The 21738-nt window shown below is 34.2% G+C and carries 22 protein-coding genes; 18 read left to right on the top strand and 4 right to left on the bottom strand.

Annotated elements, in window-relative coordinates; genetic code table 11:
- The first annotated feature begins 475 nt into the window (after nucleotides 1-475).
- From QO200_RS13885 to QO200_RS13875, 3 genes are read left to right on the top strand one after another with little or no spacing between them, the layout of a single operon-like run.
- On the top strand, nucleotides 476-1243 hold the full coding sequence (locus QO200_RS13885; RefSeq protein ID WP_371541046.1) for a ParA family protein: 768 nt from the start codon (nucleotides 476-478) through the stop codon (nucleotides 1241-1243).
- Between the two features lie 12 nt (nucleotides 1244-1255).
- The gene (locus tag QO200_RS13880; RefSeq protein ID WP_371541045.1) at nucleotides 1256-1660 is read left to right on the top strand and encodes a DUF3408 domain-containing protein; all 405 of its coding nucleotides are present in this window, start codon (nucleotides 1256-1258) and stop codon (nucleotides 1658-1660) included.
- Between the two features lie 22 nt (nucleotides 1661-1682).
- Nucleotides 1683-2315 carry a conjugal transfer protein TraD gene (locus QO200_RS13875; RefSeq protein WP_371541044.1) on the top strand — a complete coding sequence of 211 codons (633 nt, stop codon included), beginning with the start codon at nucleotides 1683-1685 and terminating at the stop codon, nucleotides 2313-2315.
- A gap of 33 nt (nucleotides 2316-2348) precedes the next feature.
- On the opposite strand, the gene QO200_RS13870 is transcribed toward QO200_RS13875, so the two are convergent.
- Genes QO200_RS13870 through QO200_RS13855 form a run of 4 tightly spaced genes read right to left on the bottom strand, consistent with a single transcriptional unit; the run spans nucleotide 2349 to nucleotide 7062 of the window.
- Nucleotides 2349-4484 carry an AAA family ATPase gene (locus QO200_RS13870; protein WP_371541043.1) on the bottom strand — a complete coding sequence of 712 codons (2136 nt, stop codon included), beginning with the start codon at nucleotides 4482-4484 and terminating at the stop codon, nucleotides 2349-2351.
- Nucleotides 4469-4924 carry a hypothetical protein gene (locus QO200_RS13865; protein WP_371541042.1) on the bottom strand — a complete coding sequence of 152 codons (456 nt, stop codon included), beginning with the start codon at nucleotides 4922-4924 and terminating at the stop codon, nucleotides 4469-4471. The genes QO200_RS13870 and QO200_RS13865 overlap by 16 nt, the downstream gene beginning before the upstream one ends.
- Complete coding sequence (locus QO200_RS13860; RefSeq protein ID WP_371541041.1) at nucleotides 4917-6011, bottom strand: trypsin-like serine protease; 1095 nt, start codon at nucleotides 6009-6011, stop codon at nucleotides 4917-4919. Before QO200_RS13860 ends, QO200_RS13865 begins: the two co-directional genes overlap by 8 nt.
- 7 nt (nucleotides 6012-6018) lie before the next feature.
- Nucleotides 6019-7062 carry a ComEC/Rec2 family competence protein gene (locus QO200_RS13855; RefSeq protein WP_371541040.1) on the bottom strand — a complete coding sequence of 348 codons (1044 nt, stop codon included), beginning with the start codon at nucleotides 7060-7062 and terminating at the stop codon, nucleotides 6019-6021.
- 423 nt (nucleotides 7063-7485) lie between these two features.
- Here QO200_RS13855 and QO200_RS13850 point away from each other — a divergent pair, with 423 nt between their 5' ends.
- From QO200_RS13850 to kdpB, 15 genes are all read left to right on the top strand, one after another.
- On the top strand, nucleotides 7486-7791 hold the full coding sequence (locus tag QO200_RS13850; protein ID WP_371541039.1) for a DUF4134 domain-containing protein: 306 nt from the start codon (nucleotides 7486-7488) through the stop codon (nucleotides 7789-7791).
- A gap of 10 nt (nucleotides 7792-7801) precedes the next feature.
- Nucleotides 7802-8134: a DUF4133 domain-containing protein gene (locus QO200_RS13845; RefSeq protein WP_371541038.1), complete on the top strand. Its 333-nt coding sequence runs from the start codon at nucleotides 7802-7804 to the stop codon at nucleotides 8132-8134.
- Nucleotides 8131-10635: a TraG family conjugative transposon ATPase gene (locus tag QO200_RS13840; protein ID WP_371541037.1), complete on the top strand. Its 2505-nt coding sequence runs from the start codon at nucleotides 8131-8133 to the stop codon at nucleotides 10633-10635. Before QO200_RS13845 ends, QO200_RS13840 begins: the two co-directional genes overlap by 4 nt.
- A 24-nt stretch (nucleotides 10636-10659) precedes the next feature.
- Entirely contained in the window at nucleotides 10660-11292 is a 633-nt protein-coding gene (locus tag QO200_RS13835; RefSeq protein ID WP_371541036.1) for a DUF4141 domain-containing protein, read from the top strand.
- Between the two features lie 2 nt (nucleotides 11293-11294).
- Complete coding sequence (traJ, locus tag QO200_RS13830) at nucleotides 11295-12290, top strand: conjugative transposon protein TraJ (RefSeq protein WP_371541035.1); 996 nt, start codon at nucleotides 11295-11297, stop codon at nucleotides 12288-12290.
- Nucleotides 12291-12307: 17 nt separating this feature from the next.
- Entirely contained in the window at nucleotides 12308-12931 is a 624-nt protein-coding gene (gene traK / locus QO200_RS13825; protein ID WP_007139561.1) for a conjugative transposon protein TraK, read from the top strand.
- Nucleotides 12932-12942: 11 nt separating this feature from the next.
- A complete protein-coding gene (locus QO200_RS13820; protein ID WP_371541034.1) occupies nucleotides 12943-13098 on the top strand; it encodes a hypothetical protein in 156 nt (51 codons plus the stop codon).
- A gap of 59 nt (nucleotides 13099-13157) precedes the next feature.
- Nucleotides 13158-14417: a conjugative transposon protein TraM gene (gene traM, locus QO200_RS13815; protein ID WP_371541033.1), complete on the top strand. Its 1260-nt coding sequence runs from the start codon at nucleotides 13158-13160 to the stop codon at nucleotides 14415-14417.
- A gap of 25 nt (nucleotides 14418-14442) precedes the next feature.
- A complete protein-coding gene (traN, locus tag QO200_RS13810) occupies nucleotides 14443-15378 on the top strand; it encodes a conjugative transposon protein TraN (protein WP_371541032.1) in 936 nt (311 codons plus the stop codon).
- Between the two features lie 179 nt (nucleotides 15379-15557).
- On the top strand, nucleotides 15558-15842 hold the full coding sequence (locus QO200_RS13805) for a molybdenum ABC transporter permease (RefSeq protein ID WP_371541031.1): 285 nt from the start codon (nucleotides 15558-15560) through the stop codon (nucleotides 15840-15842).
- Between the two features lie 92 nt (nucleotides 15843-15934).
- Nucleotides 15935-17275 carry a sigma-54-dependent transcriptional regulator gene (locus QO200_RS13800; RefSeq protein WP_371541030.1) on the top strand — a complete coding sequence of 447 codons (1341 nt, stop codon included), beginning with the start codon at nucleotides 15935-15937 and terminating at the stop codon, nucleotides 17273-17275.
- A gap of 162 nt (nucleotides 17276-17437) precedes the next feature.
- A complete protein-coding gene (locus tag QO200_RS13795; RefSeq protein ID WP_371541029.1) occupies nucleotides 17438-17722 on the top strand; it encodes a hypothetical protein in 285 nt (94 codons plus the stop codon).
- Nucleotides 17723-17819: 97 nt separating this feature from the next.
- Nucleotides 17820-17897 (top strand): K(+)-transporting ATPase subunit F, encoded by a 78-nt coding sequence (gene kdpF / locus QO200_RS13790; RefSeq protein ID WP_157510391.1) that lies wholly within the window; start codon nucleotides 17820-17822, stop codon nucleotides 17895-17897.
- A gap of 120 nt (nucleotides 17898-18017) precedes the next feature.
- The gene (gene kdpA / locus QO200_RS13785; protein ID WP_371541028.1) at nucleotides 18018-19706 is read left to right on the top strand and encodes a potassium-transporting ATPase subunit KdpA; all 1689 of its coding nucleotides are present in this window, start codon (nucleotides 18018-18020) and stop codon (nucleotides 19704-19706) included.
- A 13-nt stretch (nucleotides 19707-19719) separates the two neighbouring features.
- Entirely contained in the window at nucleotides 19720-21729 is a 2010-nt protein-coding gene (gene kdpB, locus QO200_RS13780; protein ID WP_371541027.1) for a potassium-transporting ATPase subunit KdpB, read from the top strand.
- Nucleotides 21730-21738: the final 9 nt, after the last annotated feature.

The raw sequence follows: 21738 nt of genomic DNA, 5'->3' as shown, positions 1-21738 counted from the left end.
TCATTTATTTACTTCTATAACAAAGTAAATCATTGATTTTTAGAATGGTGTAGTAGTAAGTATTGCCAAACATTGCCTTTGAACGCCAATGAGTTCATCGTTCTGAGATGGTTTGGAGTTACCAGCTTTCTTTGTTTCAAAGTTGTAAAAGGATATTTAAAAACAATTCTATATCCAATTTCAAACACAAATATCAAGGTTTAAGAGTAAGCAAGTATTTAGTAAAATAGTAAAGTATAAAACGATACAGTTGTACAACCATAAAAATGTAAAAGCATAAAAGCAGTAAAACAAATGAGCTTACATAATACCAATAAACAAGGCATAACTGTTGAAAATTGTATGAATCTACAATTGTAGATAAGTACATACTTAAGGCAAATTAATAGGGCAAAAACTTGTAAAGAAATACAAGAAGGTATGCAGCCGTACAGCAAAGCAATTTAGTAAATAGATAATTTTAAAATTATAAGTAATGGAAACAATAAATAAAACTTTCAAAATTAGTTTCTCAACTCAAAAGGGTGGAGTAGGGAAATCAACAATGACAACCTTGTTAGCTAGCGTGCTTCATTATCGATTGGGATTTAATGTATTGGTTTTGGACTGTGATTTTCCGCAGCATAGTCTCAGCAATATGAGAGATAGAGATCTTAAAACGGTGATGCAAAATGAACATCATAAGAGAGCGGCTATGAAGCAGTTTCAGTCGATTGATAAAAAAGCATTTCCTGTCATTCGTTGTAAGGCCGAGAATGCGCTAGAAAAAGCGTCAGAATATATAGATCAATCGAATAGTGATTGGAATATTATTTTGTTTGATCTTCCAGGAACTGCCAACACCAAAGGAGTTTTGACCACTCTAAAAGCAATGGACTTTATCTTTTCTCCCATTACTGCCGACCGTTTGGTAGTAGAAAGTACTTTGGGATTTGCCAAAGCATTTTTACAACTTCCAGAAACAGATGGAGGGAACAAGAACTTACAATTTTGGTTGTTTTGGAATCAAGTAGATAGGAGGGAAAAGACTAGTTTGTATAAGGCCTATCAAAGTGTAATAGAAGCATTAGGCCTTTCTATAATGGAATCAAAAATAATGGATAGTAAACGTTTCCGAAAGGAAACGGATGACACTAGTAATTATATCTTTAGATCTAGCCTGCTTCCTGCTGAGCCTAATTTGATGAAGATAACTAAGCTTGATCTCTTTGTAAATGAATTTCTCAAAATCATAAACACTTAAATCTTTTCTTATATGGAATCTGATAAAAAGCACAACCGTTTTCAAAAACCAGTTGTAGATGAGGATTACCTCATGAATATTATGAGTGGGGATGAAGCGATCAACAAAGATAAAAACACAAGCCAAAGTGTCGAAGCTACCGAAAATAAGCCCAAAGAGAAAATTCGTGTAAGCGCTTCAAAGAAACGGAATTATGAAGAAGTATTTCTCACTAACAGATATCCATCCGGTCGCAGTGGTAAAGTGGTGTATATAAGGCCTGAATATCATGAAAGACTCCTTCGAATTGTTCAATTGACAAGGGAAGAGAAAACAACATTGTATTCCTATATTGATAATATTTTAGAACAGCATTTTAATGATTTTGGAACCGAAATTCAGGAATTTTTTAATGAGAGAAACAAGCCGATTTTTTAATCAATGTATAATACTAAATAGAATGGAAACTGTAATTGTAATTTGTTTGCTCATCGTCATTTTCCTTTTGGCAAAGGATAAAATTGTCATTAAAAAATATAAGGAACAACAGCCAAGACAAGAGAAAAATAACTCGAGTCTCCCTGATATTATGGGGCAGCCTAAGCCTCAAAGAAGCCTTTCTGTTCCAAAGAAGTCCAATGACAGTCAAGAGCAAAAAGAGGTTCGTTTTAATGATAATTTTGATATAGAAATCGACGAAGATAAAGTCGAATTACAAATTCGAAAAGAAGAGCTAGAGGAAGTTTTTGGGAATGTACCTGATTTTGAGAATGAGGAGGAAGAACGGAATAGTTATGGACTATCCGATGGCGATAATGGTTTTGCCCAAGGGGTTACCTTTGAAGAGTTAAGTACTGTAAAAACGTTGTTAAATAAAGAGAAAATGAGACCCTCTCAAAAGGAAACAGCAACAGTCCTACTTCAGAAAATACAAGGAACCGAATTATTCGACCTATTGGAAAATTCCATCGAAGATGCTTCTCAAAAAATAGCCAAGCTGCTAGATGGTACACTTTCTTCAGAGACGGATTCTGGTTCTTCTATTTTGCTGAAAAATGATTTAGAGGAGTTTGATATTGGGGAGTTTGTGTGAACTACCCAATATCATTTTAACTTTTGGAAAGATTTATAATTTCTTGATTACTTTATGGAGGTTATCCAATCGTATAAGTTTATATTTATCACTTTCTATATTTTCTATAAGCATATCTAAATCAATTCGTTCATCATCATTTAACTTCTTATCAATTGAAGTAAAAATTATTATTTGTCTTTCTTCTATTTCTGAGCATGTCTTTAATAATGCTTTTAAACTATTTAAATTAGTTCTGTGTTGCCCTGGTTCATCAAACATGATTATACCGGGGTGGTTAATTCCATTTTGCAATAAAGCTAAAGTATAAGCCCAAATATTACGTACAAAATCAGAAGCTGAGGAGTTTATACGGACAGACTGAGGAACATTATCTTTTCTGTGATTTTTATAGACTGGAAAATATTTGAAAGGTTCTTTCCTATTAATAGATATCTGGTATTTTTCATTGCTTTCATAACCAAATCCGAAGAGAAAATCCTTGTATTGTGTCTCAAAACTAAATAGTTTATCCTCATCCTCTTGTTCTGATTTTCCTAGACCTCCCATCTTAAGATCATTATTATGGGACTTATTTGCGAGTTCAATTAATTCTGCTTTTAATTCTGCAATGGATTCTTTAAGCATTTTTAAATTTTCAATCTCTCTTTCAAGTTGAAGCTTTCTAACAATCTCTGATTCTGAGAAAGCTCTATCATCAGAAATTAAATCTTTTGAAATTGATTTAATTAATATTTCTTTTTGACGTAAGTTGTTTTTAAAATATGTAAGAAGTACTTCTTTTTCATTAATTATTTCGATTAAACTTTTAATTGAGGTTTGTATTATTTTTTTTTGACTTCTTAAAAAATTAGTATTCTCAGAAAGAGTAAGCTGTGGTATTTTTATATTTTTAGTGTTGATCAGATTTGTTGATACTGGCTGCGTACAAGTCGGACATTGATTTGTCCCATATTCATTAATAATATTTTCACTAAAAACTTTTTGTAGATTTATATGATCTATTATCTCAACTTCAACAATATTTAATTGGTTTTTTAAACTATAATCCTGCTGTTTATCAATACGTAGTTTACTTTCAAATTTTTCAATATACTCTTTTAGTTCAAAGTACTCTTGCTTTTGTTTATTGAATTCTAATACTGTTTCTTCACGATTTTCTTTTATAGTAGAAATTGGCCTGTTTTCTAATTCTTTGACCAATTCTGTTTTTCCCGTAATAAATTGATTAAAAGTAACTTTTTCATTTTCAGAGGTAGAAAAAACAACATTTATTTTGTCAATTTCTGATAAGTCTGTTGTCAATTCTTCGGGAACATTTATAATACTTGAACTTGTTTGTTTTTCTAAATATGAAAACGCTTTTATTTTTCTTTTCCAATCTTCTATTATAAGATTCTTTTCCTTATTAAGGATATCTTTTTCTGTAGAGAGGTGAATTTCATTTAAACCTAATAAAAATTCAACTATTTTTTCTTTTGCTTTAGTAATACCAAAGAAAGGCATTGTAGCAAAAAAGTCAGACCAACCTTTTGTTTGTTCAATGAATAATGCAGAGAATATTGTTTGAAGGTAGAGAGGGCTATAATTATCTGTTCGCGAACTATTACTTACGATAGGAAGTTCTACATTCATAAAACTACTTAACCAATTATAGAACCCATTTGCAGCTTCATTATTTCCCCTTGAATTGACAAAATAAACAAATTGTTGGATAACATTATTCTCATCATCTTTTAAATCTATAGATGAATTGTAAACGGTGATATTAGATGTTTTTACATCTTCTGAATTTGTTGTGATATATCTTTCTAAGTAAACAATCTCATTATTTTCATTTTCAATCTCTAATAAAATTTTAGATGATAGTACTTTATAATTTATTCCTTCATCCTCATCATTGAGCTTAATTGTAAATTCTTCTTTTAGAGCTTTATCTAATGCTTTTTCATTATGAGCACCGAGTAATTCCTCCATTCCTAAAGCATAATAAATACAAGTATTGATTGTTGTTTTTCCTCTGGAATTGGGTCCTGCAATTATATTTAAACCTCTTTTAAATTCAAACTCAAACCCATATAAATCTGCAATGTCTTCACTTCTGTCTGATAGAATTTCTGCTTTTAATTTATTTATTTTAAACATATATCTTTCTATAATAGTTTCCAATTAGCGTTTGCTGCTGTTAATCTTGATTTGGGTAATATTCCAATATCTCTTATTTTCTGTAATTCATCTTGAAAAAGTTCAAACTTATTTATTGAATTAATAATATCAATGCCCACATTTGTTATTTTTATCTCTAGTGCTTGACTTACAATAACCCTCTCAATATATCCATTAATTAAACCCAAAGCTAAAACCTCTTCTATTCCGTGTTCAAAAGTCCATGGGATCAGATCTTTTCTTACTTGATTTGATAAATCAAGTAAAATTTGATAATTATTTTCATTACGTAAACTCCAAAAAACAATATGTATTAATTCTAAACTGGCTTTTTTGGCAGTCGCGCAATGGTTAATTATAGCCAACAGTAAAACAACTTTATAATATCCATTATATCTTATGGATACAGAGATTGGCTTTTGATCTAATTTAATATCAATCATTATTCGTGAAATTTAAAGTACACATTCCTAACCATTCAATAATTTGGTATTCAGATAAATCTAGATTTGTATAATTTGGTAATATTTCTAATTCTCCCTTCAATTCATTTTGTAACTCTCTTTTTAAATCGATAGCCTCAGTATTTATATTTACAGCTCTTGAATATTCATCTTCAACTTGATCAACAAATCTTTGAACAATATTTTTGAAATTTGTGTAAAGTAGAGGATAATCATTTTCCATAGTTCTAATATTGTCTTTCATCGCAAGGAATTTTCTAATCTGCTTTGCTGTAACGCTATTTGCTTTTGCAATCTCAGGATACAATACTTGATTTTTTCTGTAAAGTTTCTCGAAAAAATCACTATTTTCAAATTTAAATGCGTCGATTTCTCGTTCTGTGCGTTGAGTTTCTATATTTTCATTCCATTTCTTTAAATTTTCAAAATCAGATAAATCAACATATTCCGAGATGTATTTTGCAATGTGTTTTATTGAACAGCACTCGATATCATCGTTCCACGCTTTATTAGAAATTACAGATTTTAATATTCCAATTAAAAAAGGGGAATTATGTCTATAAATAAATACTCCACTTCCTGATAGTCCTTTTGCTACGTAATGTCCTTCTTCTCCTGCTTGATCAAATGTTTCATTTTGTAAGGTAATTTTAAATCTACCTAAGTAATCACTCACGGATAAAACCTTTCCATTAAAAGGTCGATATTGATTAATATTTAATCCTTGGTAACCACAAAATTTTATTTCATTTTCAGCTAAAACACCCGTCCCTAATTTATACTGGTAAAGATGCTTCTCTTCGTCAAAGAAATCAATTTCTATTACGGCAAAGTCATGCTCTTGATTAAATTCTTTGATTTCTACACTTGTTATTTGATTAAAATCTGAAGAATAGTCATTTTGTTTTTCAATTATTATGTCTTCGATATTAGGCATACTGTCGCCAAGACAATGAGCTGCAGTTAATACATAAAAAGTTTCTATACCAGGAAGAAGAACTCCACTGCCAGTATGTCCATTACATTTAATTCGAACACAATATTTTTCAGTTTGATTATGTATCATATAAGTTCTAAAATCTATTTTGATTTATAGCATTCCAATTTCCATGCTCTAGATCATTTTCATTAATAAAATCACCAATTTTTTCTCTTAAACCTTTTAAATCATAATTAAAAAAGATGTTCAATTTTTTCTCATTTCTATTGCGATTATATACTATTCGAGAGATAGTTTCTCTTGATGGATGACGATGATTAGCAGATCCACCATTTGTAGATATTAAATAATTATTACTCATGATTAAATCCATGAGTTCTTGAGAAGTATTATTTAAGCTTCCATGATGCGAAACTTTTACATAGTCAACAAAAAGAGGATTGTCGTTATTGATCCCAATTCCCTTTAAACTCTGTGTTATAATTTCTGGACGAGAATCAGCTAGTAGTAATATTGAAATATCAGGACATTTCAATAAAAAAGAAATGGAAGAGGCGTTAAATATATCTTCGTTAATCCTTTTATCAGGAGAGAAAGGTGTTTTACTTAAATCTTCTAATGATTGCAAATAAGAATTTCGTACTGAAGAGATATTTGATCTATTTTCTTGCTTTTCTAATTCTTTTAGTGCTCCCCACTGTACATATAACTCATTTACAATATCAGTTGTGGGAGATAGAATAGTAAATTCAATTCCTGAGTGATTAATAACATTATCTAAGGTAGAAATTTGAATGAGTTTCGTTTTTGGCTGCTTCTCTAAAATTAAATTTTTTAAATTTCCTCCTTGTTTTACGCTAATAAGCTCTCCATTATTTATTTCAACTAAATCAGGATTATTCATCCATATTTCATCAATCTGAATTTCATTAATTAAGCTGTTTTTGAAAAAAGCTATTAGTCCAGCAATATGATCTGAATCAATATGTGTAAGAATAAGAAGATTTATCCTAGAAATATTTTTAAGTTCGTCCTTTAAAGAATAACGAAAGGTTTGAGAAGTTCCTCCATCAATAAGAATGATAAATTCATCATGCTCAATGTCATATGTCTTAATTAGAATACAATCACCATGGAATGCAGGTAAGACCACAAAGTCAGTTTTATTTCTTTTCATAAGCTTACAAATCAATTCTAAAGCCTTGTCTAAAAGTTAAGCTAAAAAAGCTAATGTAATATATTTCTTTTTTTAATTGATATTTAAAGAGAAATAATTCCACTGATTACTAATTAAATGACACATTTACTCATAAAACTTGTAGGTTAATTTAAATCAATATTGCAAACTTCTAATTTGTTCTATTTTCTCCACAAACAATTGAAATCGGTCCTCTCAAATTGCATATTGCGATTTGTAATATAGGAGATGTTTATTTGCTTAAATAAGTGATTTTATTATCCCAAACTAAGTTATCAAGTCTTCTTCTGCCAAACAATTCCACTTAACGACAACTTATTAAACGACAACGGTTTCCACATGATATTTGTTCTTAAATCCTGCAAAGTGCGGGAATATAGAACATTTTAATCTATTTAAATCATGGAAAATCAAAGAAAAAAAGTAATGTTGGTAGCAGTGACTATGCTGTCAGCAATTAGTGTAATTGCACAAGGAAACGGAACAGCAGGAATTACGGAAGCGACGCAAATGGTCACTTCTTATTTTGATCCTGCTACCCAACTTATTTATGCTATTGGAGCAGTAGTAGGCCTCATTGGTGGGGTGAAGGTATATAACAAGTTTAGTAGCGGTGATCCAGATACTAGCAAGACTGCTGCGAGTTGGTTTGGAGCTTGTATCTTTTTGATTGTAGCGGCAACTGTTTTACGTTCGTTCTTTTTATAGTATTTGCTTTATGAATAAGTATAATATTAATAAAGGTATTGGAAGAACGGTGGAGTTCAAAGGACTGAAAGCACAGTACTTGTTCCTCTTCGCAGGTGGTTTGCTCGGGATGCTTATCCTGATAATGATCTTGTACATGACTGGAGTCAATTCTTATCTGTGTCTGTTTATAGGACTCGGTGGAGGATCGCTATTAGTATGGCAAACTTTTTCACTGAACAAAAAATACGGTGAACATGGTTTGATGAAAGTGGGAGCGAACAAAAGACATCCTCGATATATTATCTGTCGTAAGCCTGTACATCGCTATTTTCAGTTGAATTCCAAAATGCATCAGCTATGAGAAATAAATCAAAATCGACAACCTTGGAAAGTAAGTTTCCGTTGCTAGCAGTAGAAAATAATTGTATTATCTCTAAGGATGCTGATATCACCGCGTGCTTTCGAGTGCAGCTTCCAGAGCTTTTTACAGTAGCCTCTGCGGAATATGAAGCCATTCATTCTGCTTGGCACAAAGCAATCAAAACCTTGCCTGATTATACGGTGGTTCATAAACAAGATTGGTACATCAAGGAAAATTATGCTCCTGATATTGCTAAAGAAGATTTGAGTTTTTTGGCAAAGTCCTACCAACAACATTTTAATGAGCGTCCGTTTCTGAATCATTATTGTTATCTGTTCTTAACTAAAACGTCCAAAGAGCGTATGCGAATGCAGAGCAATTTCTCTTCGCTTTGCAAAGGAGTGCTCATCCCAAAAGAGCTAAGAGATAAGGAAACCATTTCTCGCTTTATGGAATCGGTGGCGCAATTTGAGCGGATCGTGAACGATTCCGATTTTATAAAACTAGAACGATTAAGCGAGGATGATATCATTGGAACAGCTAGTAAACAAGGATTATTGGAACAATACCTAAGCCTTTCAAGAGAGGAGGGGACACCGATGCAGGATATCGCTTTGGGCGGAGAAGAAGTTCGCATAGGAAATAAAAGACTTTGTTTGCATACGTTGTCCGATACCGATGATTTGCCTAGTTCAGTATCAGCAGAAACCCGTTATGAAAAATTGTCTACCGATAGAAGTGACTGTCTTTTGTCTTTTGCTGCACCAGTTGGATTGTTGTTAAGCTGCAATCACATCTACAACCAGTATCTTTTTTTAGATAACAGTGAAGACAACCTACGTAAGTTTGAGAAGTCAGCAAGAAACATGCATTCCTTGGCACGGTATAGCCGAGCCAATCAAATTAATAAGGAATGGATCGAACGCTATTTGAATGAAGCACATTCTTTTGGACATGCTTCTATTCGGGCACACTTCAATGTAATGGCATGGTCAGATAATCCAGCGGAATTAAAACAACTAAAGAACGACACCGGTAGTGCTTTGGCATTGATGGAATGTAAACCAAGGCACAACACCACAGACGTGGCGACGCTCTATTGGGCAGGAATGCCAGGTAATGCAGGAGACTTTCCGAGTGAAGAAAGCTTTTACACTTTTATCGCACCTGCACTTTGTTTTTTCACTGAAGAAACCAATTATAAAAGTTCGCCTTCACCTTTTGGAATCAAGATGGCCGACCGACTAACCGGGAAACCCATTCATTTGGATATTTCTGATTTGCCCATGAAGCGCGGTATTATTACTAACAGGAATAAGTTCATACTAGGACCATCAGGATCAGGGAAGTCATTTTTTACCAATCACATGGTCAGGCAATATTACGAACAAGGGGCTCATGTTTTATTGGTAGATACAGGTAATTCGTATCAAGGATTGTGTGAATTAATCAAAGGAAAAACCAAAGGAGAAGATGGTGTTTATTTCACCTATACCGAAAACAATCCGATTGCCTTTAACCCTTTCTACACCGATGATGGCGTATTCGATATTGAAAAAAGAGAAAGTGTTAAAACTTTGATATTGACCTTATGGAAAAGGGATGATGAGCCACCAACACGCTCAGAAGAAGTGGCACTTTCAAATGCGGTGAGTGGTTACATTGAGCGAATCAAGGAGCAGGATGAATTTCCTTCATTCAATGGGTTTTATGAATTTGTACAAGGAGATTATAGACAAGTCTTAGAAGATAAAAAGGTACGTGAAAAAGACTTTGATATTGCCAACTTCTTAAATGTATTAGAGCCTTACTACAAAGGAGGTGAATACGATTATCTATTGAATTCTGAAAAGCAACTGGATTTACTTTCTAAACGATTTATTGTTTTCGAAATAGATGCGATCAAGGATCATAAAATCCTGTTTCCAATTGTGACTATCATCATTATGGAGGTTTTTATCAATAAGATGCGTCGTTTGAAAGGAGTACGAAAACTAATTCTGATTGAAGAAGCTTGGAAAGCTATCGCGAAAGAAGGGATGGCAGAGTATATCAAATACCTTTTTAAAACGGTGCGAAAGTTTTTTGGAGAAGCCATTGTTGTAACGCAAGAAGTAGATGATATCATCCAATCTCCCATTGTAAAAGAAAGCATTATTAATAATTCGGATTGTAAAATACTGCTGGATCAAAGGAAGTACATGAACAAATTTGACGATATCCAGGCCATGCTTGGTCTGACTGAAAAAGAAAAAGCACAGGTACTTTCCATCAACATGAACAATGATCCCAAGCGACTTTACAAAGAAGTTTGGATTGGGCTAGGAGGTACGCATTCGGCAGTATATGCTACAGAAGTTAGTTTCGAGGAATATTTAGCCTATACCACTGAAGAAACAGAAAAGTTGGAAGTGATGCAACTGGCAAGCCAATTAGGTGGAAATGTAGAACAGGCTATCAAAAGGATTGCCCTTGAGAAAAGGGAAAAAGAAAACAATTAGTAAACATTTTAAAAACAAATAGCAATGAAAAATTTAAAAATTATGGTGTGTATGGTGATACTATTTGCTGTCATGCCGACTGCTAAAGCACAGTGGGTGGTCACAGATCCTACAAATTTGGCACAAGGAATAGTCAATTCTGCAAGACAGATTATACAGACTTCGACCACAGCGACCAACATGATTAACAACTTTAAGGAAGTCCAAAAAGTCTATAATCAAGGAAAAGAATATTATGATAAGCTAAAGGCGGTAAACAATTTGGTAAAAGATGCTCGAAAAGTGCAACAGACTGTTTTACTTGTTGGTGATGTCTCTGAAATGTATGTACACAATTTTGGAAAAATGTTGAACGATCCCAATTTCAATGAGCAGGAATTAACAGCAATTGCTAATGGGTATTCAATATTACTCAACGAAAGCACAGAACTTTTGAAAGAGTTAAAACAAATTGTAAACTCTTCCAGCTTGTCACTCAATGATAAAGAACGAATGGACATTATTGACCAAGTGTATGTAAAAGTAAAAGAGTACCACAATTTGGTTCGTTATTTTACGAATAAAAATATTTCAGTTAGTTATCTGCGAGCCAAGAAAGCCAATAACAGCCAAAGAGTATTGGATCTTTACGGAACCGCTAACCAGAAATACTGGTAATCATGGAATTTAGTAACCTTCATGAAGTACTGCGCTCGCTTTATGACGAGATGATGCCGTTATCAGCAGATATGGCAGCGGTTGCTAAGGGTTTGGCTGGATTGGGTGCATTGTTTTATGTAGCATTAAAAGTCTGGCAAGCCCTAAGTAGTGCCGAACCGATAGATGTCTTCCCCTTACTAAGACCTTTTGCTTTGGGTATTTGTATTACATTTTTCCCAACGATTGTTTTAGGAACACTTAACGGTGTATTGAGTCCAGTGGTGCAGGGAACGCACAGCATCTTAGAAAGTCAAGTTTTAGATTTGAATGCTTTACAACAGCAGAAAGACCTATTGGAGAGAGAAGCGATGCTTCGTAATCCTGAAACTGCCTATTTAGCATCGGATGAAGAATTTGATAAAAAATTGGAGGAACTCGGATGGACCCCTTCCGACTTGGTCACCATGTCAAGCATGTTCGCGGAAAGGCAGATCTACAGTCTAAAGAAAATGTTTCGAGATGGATTTCGTGAATTTGTAGAAGTTATTTTTCAAGCGGCTGCATTAGTCATAGATACGATACGAACCTTCTTCTTAATAGTGCTTTCAATATTGGGCCCTATAGCATTTGCGATTTCAGTCTGGGATGGATTTCAGTCTACTTTAACGCAATGGCTGACTCGGTACATTAGTGTGTATCTCTGGTTACCCGTTTCAGATCTTTTTAGTGCGATGTTGTCCAAGATTCAATCCTTAATACTCCAAAAGGATATCGACAGTTTAACTGATCCCAATTTTATTCCCGATTCATCGAGTACTGTTTATATCATTTTTATGATTATTGGCATCATAGGGTATTTTACCATACCTACGGTGACTGGATGGATCATTCAGGCTGGTGGCGCAGGGAATTTTGTTCGAAATATAAATCAAACAAGTTCTAAAACAGGAAACATCGTGGGGGCAGGTACTAGCACTATTGCAAGAACCATTGGCGGTAAACTAATGAAGAAATAATTTTAAACTAAGATGAAATGGAATTTAAAACTTTAAGAAACATCGAAAACAGTTTTAGTCAAATTAGGCTTTATGCTCTTGTATTTGCAGTACTGTGTGTGGGTATATCTGGTTATGCTGTTTGGGAATCTTACCGGTTCGCTGAACTGCAACGTCAGAAGGTCTATGTATTAGATAATGGAAAATCACTTATGTTGGCTCTTGCTCAAGATGCTTCTATTAATCGCCCTGTAGAGGCTCGTGAGCATGTACGTCGATTTCACGAACTTTTCTTTACACTAGCTCCGGATAAAAACGCCATTGAGAATAATATGAAAAGAGCATTTAATCTTGCTGATAAAAGTGCTTTTGATTATTACAAAGACTTAGCAGAAAAAGGATATTACAATAGGATCATTTCAGGTAATGTTCAGCAACGACTTGAAGTTGATAGTGTGGTATGTGATTTTGAAACCTATCCGTATGCTGTGAAAACGTACTCTAAGCAGTTCATCATTCGATCCAGTAATGTGACAAAAAGAAATCTAGTCACTTCTTGCTACCTGGTTAATTCCGTTCGTTCAGATAACAATCCACAAGGCTTCAATATGGAGAAGTTTACGGTTTTGGAAAATAAGGATTTAGAAATTATAGAACGCTAAAAATTGTAACGATGAAACAGATTCGAACAAATATTGATCTATGGATCAATGAAGTTGAGGTGAAATGGAGGATGCTTCCATTACAAGTCCAGTATACATACATCATGGTTTGTTTTACCGCCTATCTAATAATCAGCATAGTTGGTATTCTTATCAGTTTGTTTTAATTCCTGTAGTGAGCAATCGCTAGAGGGATCATTAGTCCTAATTATAAAAAAGAAAAGACATGAAAGAAAATGAAAACAAGAAAAATGCGGTCTATGTTACAGATGGCAGTATAAATACAGCTTCTGATGGACTGGAAGTGAGTAGGGAGGGTAAAGCCGAAAAAATTAAAAAGGCAATAATCTTATCATTGATGGCGATCGTATTTTTGGGCTGCTTGTATTTGATCTTTAAACCAGTAGAAAATGTAAAAAATATTGAGATTATGGGGCTTAATGATTCTGTTCCTCAAGCGACAACTATTGATTTAGAGAATGACAAACAAAAAGCCTATGAACAGGAATTAGTAGAACAGAAAAATCTAGAAAAACAAAATGCCTTGACATCGCTATCTGATTACTGGAATGAAGGGAGTACAGCAGAATCGTTGCAAGATGTTCCTGAAAATGAAGCGAATACTAACGCTTCATTAAGTAGTTATCGTAATGCCCAAAACACATTGGGCAGTTTTTACAATAATGATAATTCTGAAACGCAGGAATTACGCAAACAATTGGAGGAACTAAAAAAAGAACTGGCAAAAAAGGAAGAACCACCAACTAATGTTGTTGATCATCAATTGGAGTTAATGGAGAAATCGTATCAGATGGCGGCTAAATATTTGCCGATCAATTTAGCTTCGCCTGAAAGCAAAGTAACTGGACCTTCTTCACCATCAAAGGAAATATTTGTTTCCATTATTCCAGAAAGACACAATGTTGTTTCTAACCTACAGCAAAGAGTTGAGGAACATCCATTAGTAGCGGCTAGCAATAGCACAGTCACCAGTACTAATCAACAACAACAAGCAAAGAATAGTATCCGTGCTGTTGTTCAAGAAACACAACTCGTCTCCGAAGAAAGTAGTGTTAGCTTGCGTTTATTGGAACCCGCAAGGATACAGTACAAAACGATTCCTGTCGGAACTGTAGTAACTGCAAATTCGAAGTTTCAACAAGGTAGGTTACAACTAAAAATTAGCTCCATTGAGTTGGAGGGAAATATTCTGCCCATTGAGCTCACTATTTATGGTTTGGACGGGCAACAAGGATTGGCAGTTCCATATTCTCCAGAACGTACCGCTATGACCGACATGGCAGCCAATATGGGACAAACTTCTGGTAGTAGTATCATGTTGTCAACTTCTGCAGGACAACAGATCGCAGGGGATTTAAGCCGAGGATTAGTCCAAGGTGTATCAAATTATTTCTCAAAAAAAATTAAGACTCCGAAAGTTACCCTAAAAGCAGGACTGCAAGTGCTGCTAGTATCAAAAAAATAATTGTTCAAAAAATAAATGGTAAAAAATGAAAACAGCTGTAAAAAATACTTTGGTGATCCTTATTTTAATGTTAGGATACACATCAATTACGCACGGGCAAGCGGCCTTGTGCACGAATGCAAAGAAAAATCTAACGATAATAGAGCCATACGATATAGAAGTAACATTCGATAAAACTTCGCATCTATTATTTCCCTCTGGTATACGTTACGTAGATTTAGGTAGTACTAACTTAGTTGCCAGTAAGGCTGATGATGCTGGCAATGTTTTACGTGTTAAAGCTTCAGTTCGTGATTTTGAAGAAGAAACCAATTTTTCAGTAATCACAGAAGACGGAACTTTTTATAGTTTTAATGTCTCCTACAATTCATGTCCTAGGGTTACTAATTACAGTTTAACTAAAACCCTCAAAAGTGATCGTGAATGGAATTCGAAACCAATTTTGTTTAAAGAACTTGGAACGAATTCGCCCAACATGGTCGACGAATTAATGGAGGAGATTTATAAGCAAGACAAGCACTTTATAAAACAAATTGGCACCAGAAAATTTGGAATAGAATTTCTACTGAAAGGCATTTATATTAACGATAATAAATTTTATTTTCATACACAAATTAGGAATTCAAGCTTCGTTTCATTTCCAATTGATTTCATCAATTTTAAAGTGATAGATAAAAAGAAAGCGAAACGCACGGTTGTACAAGAAGTAATTAAACATCCAATACGAGTTTATAAATCTATCGATGAGGTACAAGGAAAAACGGTTTCCAGAAATGTTTTTGTTTTGGATCAATTTACGATCGCTGATGACAAAGTACTTCGCATAGAACTCCATGAAAAAAATGGTAGCCGATTACAGATATTAGAAATTAAGAACTCAGATTTACTTAAATCTAAACTAATCCAGCAGGAGGATGTTAGGAAAGATAAAGAGAGATACATCGAAAGAGATGTCAAATAAAAAAACTGTATAGGATCAAAACGGTTTGATGAAGTGATTGTTTTACTATTTATAGTTTAACAATCACTTTCATTTTAGTTGATTAAAAATTTAATTTAACTACTTAAAAATGAGTCGTTTATTTTTTAAATATTAGTTTTTTTGTACATTTATATTGTTGAATTTTTAAATATTTGCATATGAATCCTGCATTGTTTTTAAGTATAGTTTCTCTCTTTATAGGTTTAAGCCTTCGGTACTGGATCAACAGACGAAAGTTTTACAGACGGAGTCCGATGGGAGTAGAGGGGTTTTCGAGTTATGAAAAAGCAGTAGTAATAACATTCTTTGAAAGAGTGACCAAATGGATTTCTATTGGATTTATTATTTTTGGACTACTTATGTTATGGAGTTATTCGAAAAATAATAAGGATAGAAAAGAGCAAACTGAAAAAAAAGGTAAAATCATAAATTCAGTACGATAAATTGTTTTGATCCAGACACTCTATTGCTTCACTATTATTTTTTATTGTAATTAAATAATAACTAGTTTTACATAAATAAAATTGCACATCTTTTGAAAAATATTTTAATAATTGATGACGAAGAAAAACTTCGTGGTTTACTCGCAAGGATAATAAAATCAGAGGGATTTGAAGTAGTTGAAGCTCCAGATTTGAAGTTGGGATTCAAAAAATTAGAGCAGAATGATATTGATGTTGTGCTATGTGATGTCAAACTTCCTGACGGTAATGGAGTAGATTTTCTTCAAAAGATAAAAACTAATTTCCCATTAACAGAAGTGATTTTGCTAACCGCTTATGGAAACATATCTGACGGCGTTCAAGCAATGAAAAATGGCGCTTTTGATTATATTGTCAAAGGGGATGACAATGATAAAATCATTCCGCTTTTATACAAGGCTTTAGAAAAAGTCCAACTTCAGAAGAAAGTGAAGCAGTTGGAAAAGCGCATTATGAATAAATATTCTTTTGACGCTATTATAGGAAAGTCTAAAGCTTTGTTACAAGTTATTGAATTGGCAAAAAAAGTCGCCATAACTGATTCCACCGTTTTATTAACTGGAGAGACAGGAACGGGTAAAGAAGTTTTTGCTCAAGCCATTCATGAAAATAGTACTCGCGTAGGAAAATCATTTGTGGCGCTGAACTGCAGTACTTTTAGTAAAGAATTATTAGAAAGCGAACTGTTTGGACACCGTCAAGGTGCTTTTACAGGAGCTGTAAAAGACAAAAAGGGTTTTATTGAAGAAGCAAATGGTGGTACTTTATTCTTGGACGAGATAGGAGAAATGCCTCTTGATTTGCAAGCAAAATTACTAAGAGTATTAGAAACCAATGAATATATCACCGTTGGTGATAGTACCCCTAAAAAATCCAATTTTAGATTAATTGCAGCTACTAATCGGAATTTAAAAACCGAAAGTGAGGCTCATCGTTTCCGTTCTGATTTATATTATAGGTTGAATATTTTCGAAATAAATTTGCCGCCTTTGCGTGCGCGTGTCAAGGATATACGTGCTCTTACTGTTTTTTTTGTTGAAAAATTTTCAGTTGCGACAAACAAGAAGGCACTAGAAATTGAGGACGATTTTTTGGAGCACTTAGAAAAATACTCTTGGTCAGGAAATGTGCGTGAGCTTAAAAACGTAATTGAAAGAGCAGTGATTTTAGCTTCTTCGAATTCTTTAACTGCCGCCGATTTACCCTATGAAATTGTAAATTATAAAGAGAATAGTGGTGATACTGTACTATCCGCTTTTGCTATCAATAGCATGGAAAAACTACACATCCAAAAAGTTTTAAATTACACAAATGGCAATAAAGCAGAAGCTGCAAGGTTGTTAGAAATTGGAATTGCTACTTTGTATCGAAAGGTAGAAGAGTATAGAATTTAATAAAACCTATCATTTTAATAAAAAGCCTATCATTTTGATAGGCTTTTTTTGTGCTCTAAAATTATGTTTGCGTGTTAATATGTTGATATTTAGTTGATTAATTATTTTTTTCCTTTTTTGGAATGTCTTTTGGCATTGCACTACAAAACAAATAACATTCAAATGAAAAATCAAATTACTAATGTATTCAAAAATGCAGAACGATTTGCTGAGATTACTAAAAAAGCACTAATCGCTGGCAATGTGCTAAGGGCAAAAAAATGCCTCAATATAGCTGAAAAACTATTTGTTACAGGTAGCACAGAAACAAGGGGTATTATTTCCAATGTGTATCTCTATTCTATTGCTTCCTTCTTAAAAGTGAAGCATTGCACCATTTCAAATTTATTTCCCGAAGTATTGAAAACAGAATATGCAAAGCAAATTCACCAACCAAATTACAATTAAATTATGATGACTGAAACAATTTTATTGCTCGGACTAGCCATTTTATTATTTGGCATTTGTTTTTTAACCATTGACTTTTTTGAAAAAATCTAAAATTATGATCGCACTTTTTATTGTCGCAATAGCCGTTTTTGGCTATATGGTTTACGTATTGCTTAAGCCAGAAAAATTCTAAAATGATCAAGGTAAAAAATAGGCAAGTGCTGATAATTGTATCATAGTGGATTTTCGCAATTACAGTTTTAGTTCTTACCTCTTTAAAAACCAAAATTTATTTAACCCTTAATACATAAAAATGAATACAGAAATATTTGGAATTATAGCGATGTTTTTGCTCACATTAGCACTCGCTATTCCATTAGGAAAATATATTTCCAAGGTTTACGGACTCGAGAAAACGTGGCTGGATTTTTTATTCAATCCGCTTGAAAAAATGCTTTTCAAACTGAGTGGTGTTAATCCGGTGCAAGAAATGAACTGGAAACAACACATGAAAGCTTTACTAATGATTAATGTAGTATGGTTTTTCATAGGAATGATCATCATGATGACCATGGGAAGCTTACCCATGAATCCAGATGGAAATCCAAGTATGTCCGCCGATTTAGCTTTCAACACCGTGATTTCTTTTGTAGTGAATTGTAACCTGCAGCATTATTCAGGTGAAACAGGACTTAGTTATCTAGGACAGTTCTATCTAATGTTTTTACAGTTTGTAAGTGCCGCGACGGGAATGGCCGCTGCAGTAGTAGTTTTTAGAGCATTTCGAGATAAAACCACTACTGAATTAGGTAATTTTTATACGTATTTCATGAAATCATGTACACGTATCTTACTTCCGATTTCATTTGTAGTGGCAATTTTACTAGCTTTTCAAGGAACTCCAATGACTTTTGAGGGAAAAGATACTATAACTACTTTACAAGGCAGTTCACAAGATGTTTCTCGTGGTCCTGCTGCTGCTTTTGTAGCGATAAAACATGTAGGTACGAATGGAGGCGGATTTTTTGGAACCAATTCTGCACATCCTTTTGAAAATCCAACGTACTTCTCCAATATGGTCGAAATGATTGCTCAAATGTTAATTCCATTCGCAATGATATTCGCTTTCGGATATTTCATCAAAAGGAAGAAATTCTCGTGGATGATTTTTGGCGTGATGACTGTTGGATTTTTGGGATTAACCATTCCGAATGTTATCGCAGAGATGCAAGGAAATCCTATGATTCAAAAAATGGGAATTGATACCTCTCTGGGTGCTATGGAAGGAAAAGAATCAAGAATTGGTGCAGCAGCAACAGGATACTGGAGTATTGCAACTACAGTAATTTCAACAGGTTCGGTAAATTCAATGCACGACAGCACGATGCCTCTTTCGGGTATGAATGAATTACTAGCAATGATGATCAATAGCTTTTATGGTGGAGTGGGAGTCGGAATTTTGAACTTCTTTATTTTCATCATTTTGGCGGTATTTATTAGTGGATTAATGGTTGGAAGGACACCTGAATTTTTCGGGAAGAAGGTTGAAGCTAGAGAAATGAAGATAGCGATGATTATTGCTTTGATTCACCCATTCTTAATATTAGTGGGTACTGCAATAACGGCTGCTATGCCTCAATATGGCACAGCAACGTTAAATAATCCTGGATTTCATGGACTTAGTGAAATGTTATACGAATTCACATCTGCATCCGCAAATAACGGAAGTGGGTTTGAAGGTTTGGGAGACAATACTTTCTGGTGGAATGTTTCTACAGGAATTGTACTGCTTCTTGCACGTTTTCTGCCAATCATAGGGCCTGTAGCCATTGCTGGACTCTTAGCACAAAAGAAATACATACCTGAAAATGATGGAACGCTCAAGACAGATACAGCCACATTTGGGGTAGTGACCTTAACTGTTATTGTAATTATAGCTGCCTTAGCTTTCTTTCCTGTACTAGCATTAGGACCTATAGCTGAATATTTTACTATCTACTAAAAAGAATTTAAAAATGAATAAAGATCAATCATTGTTTCAAAAGGAGATTGTGCAACAAGCATTAGTGCAGTCTTTTGTGAAATTGAATCCGAAGTTACTATTTAAAAATCCTGTAATGTTTACGGTAGAAATCGGGACAATCGTTATGCTATTTGTCTCTTTTTGGACATTAACGGGTGAAACATCGCAAGGTAGTTTTGGGTATAATTTTGTTGTATTCCTAGTGCTTTTATTTACACTGTTGTTTGCCAATTTTGCAGAAGCAATTGCCGAAGCACGAGGAAAAGCTCAAGCTGACAGTTTACGAAAAACAAGAGAAGAAACACCAGCAACCTTAAAAAATGGAGAAAAGATTTCTTCTTCGCAACTGAAAAAAGGAGATTTGTTTGTTTGTGAAGCGGGTGATACCATCCCAACGGATGGGGAAATCATAGAAGGTCTCGCAACAATAGATGAAAGTGCCATAACAGGCGAATCAGCACCAGTTATCCGCGAGTCAGGCGGAGATAAAAGTTCAGTTACTGGTGGTACGAAAGTATTGTCAGACCGCATCGTTGTGGAAGTGACCAATGAGCCAGGAGAGAGTTTCTTAGACAAAATGATTGCTTTGGTAGAAGGTGCCTCACGACAAAAAACGCCAAACGAAATTGCCTTAACGATATTGCTTGCAGGATTTACGTTAGTATTTATAATCGTTTGTATAACGTTAAAACCATTTGCTGATTATTCGAATGTAAATATTACGATAGCTTCATTTATCGCATTATTTGTTTGCCTGATACCAACTACCATTGGAGGGTTATTATCTGCGATTGGAATAGCAGGTATGGACAGAGCATTAAGAGCCAATGTAATTACAAAAAGCGGTAGAGCGGTGGAGACTGCAGGAGATATTGATGTATTGTTACTGGATAAAACAGGAACAATCACCATTGGTAATAGGAAAGCAACTCAGTTCTATGCTGCTCCAGGTATTTCACGAGAGCAATTGGTTAAAGCAGCCGTTTTAAGTTCTATGTCGGATGATACTCCTGAAGGAAAATCAATTGTAGAATTAGCACAAATAGATCCTTTAACGCTGCAAGTGAATAATGCACAATTTATCAAGTTTACAGCGGAGACGAGAAGTTCAGGAATCAATTTTGACGGAACTCGAATTAGAAAGGGTGCAACTGATGCTATAAAAAGTATAGTCATAAATGCTGGAAATCCTTTTCCAACCGAGCTTTTAGATCAAGTAAAAATGATTGCTGAAAACGGAGGTACCCCTTTAGTAGTTTCTGAAAATGAAGTGGCACTTGGAGTGATTGAATTGCAAGATATTATCAAAACGGGAATGTTTGAACGATTTGAACGCCTTCGTAAAATGGGTATAAAAACGGTCATGGTGACGGGAGATAATCCTTTGACTGCAAAATTTATAGCCGAAAAAGCAGGGGTTGATGACTTTATTGCCGAAGCCAAACCAGAAGATAAGATGAATTACATCATAGAGGAACAATTAGCAGGAAGATTAGTTGCCATGATGGGAGATGGTACAAATGATGCACCGGCTTTAGCTCAGGCAGATGTTGGTGTTGCTATGAACAGTGGAACGCAAGCAGCAAAGGAAGCAGGAAATATGGTTGATTTAGACAATGACCCAACCAAGTTAATTGAGATTGTCGAAATTGGGAAACAGTTATTAATGACCCGCGGTACGCTTACTACTTTTAGTATTGCTAATGATGTTGCCAAATATTTTGCCATCATTCCAGCATTATTCATTACTGCAATTCCAGCGCTTCAAGGATTAAATATTATGCATTTACACAGTCCTGAAAGTGCCATACTTTCGGCAGTAATTTTCAATGCCATCATTATTCCGTTCTTGATTCCGTTAGCGTTAAAAGGAGTGAGCTACAAACCAATAGGCGCAAGTGCTTTGTTGAGAAGAAATCTGTTACTTTTTGGTGTAGGAGGAATTATTGTACCGTTCATAGGTATCAAATTGATTGACATTGTTGTTGCATTATTCATTTAAAAAAATAGA

Origin of the sequence: Flavobacterium sp. Arc3, assembly GCF_041431375.1 — a bacterium.
Classification (GTDB): domain Bacteria; phylum Bacteroidota; class Bacteroidia; order Flavobacteriales; family Flavobacteriaceae; genus Flavobacterium.
The sequence above is the reverse complement of the archived record's forward strand: the minus strand, read 5'-3'. Positions and strand labels throughout refer to the sequence as shown.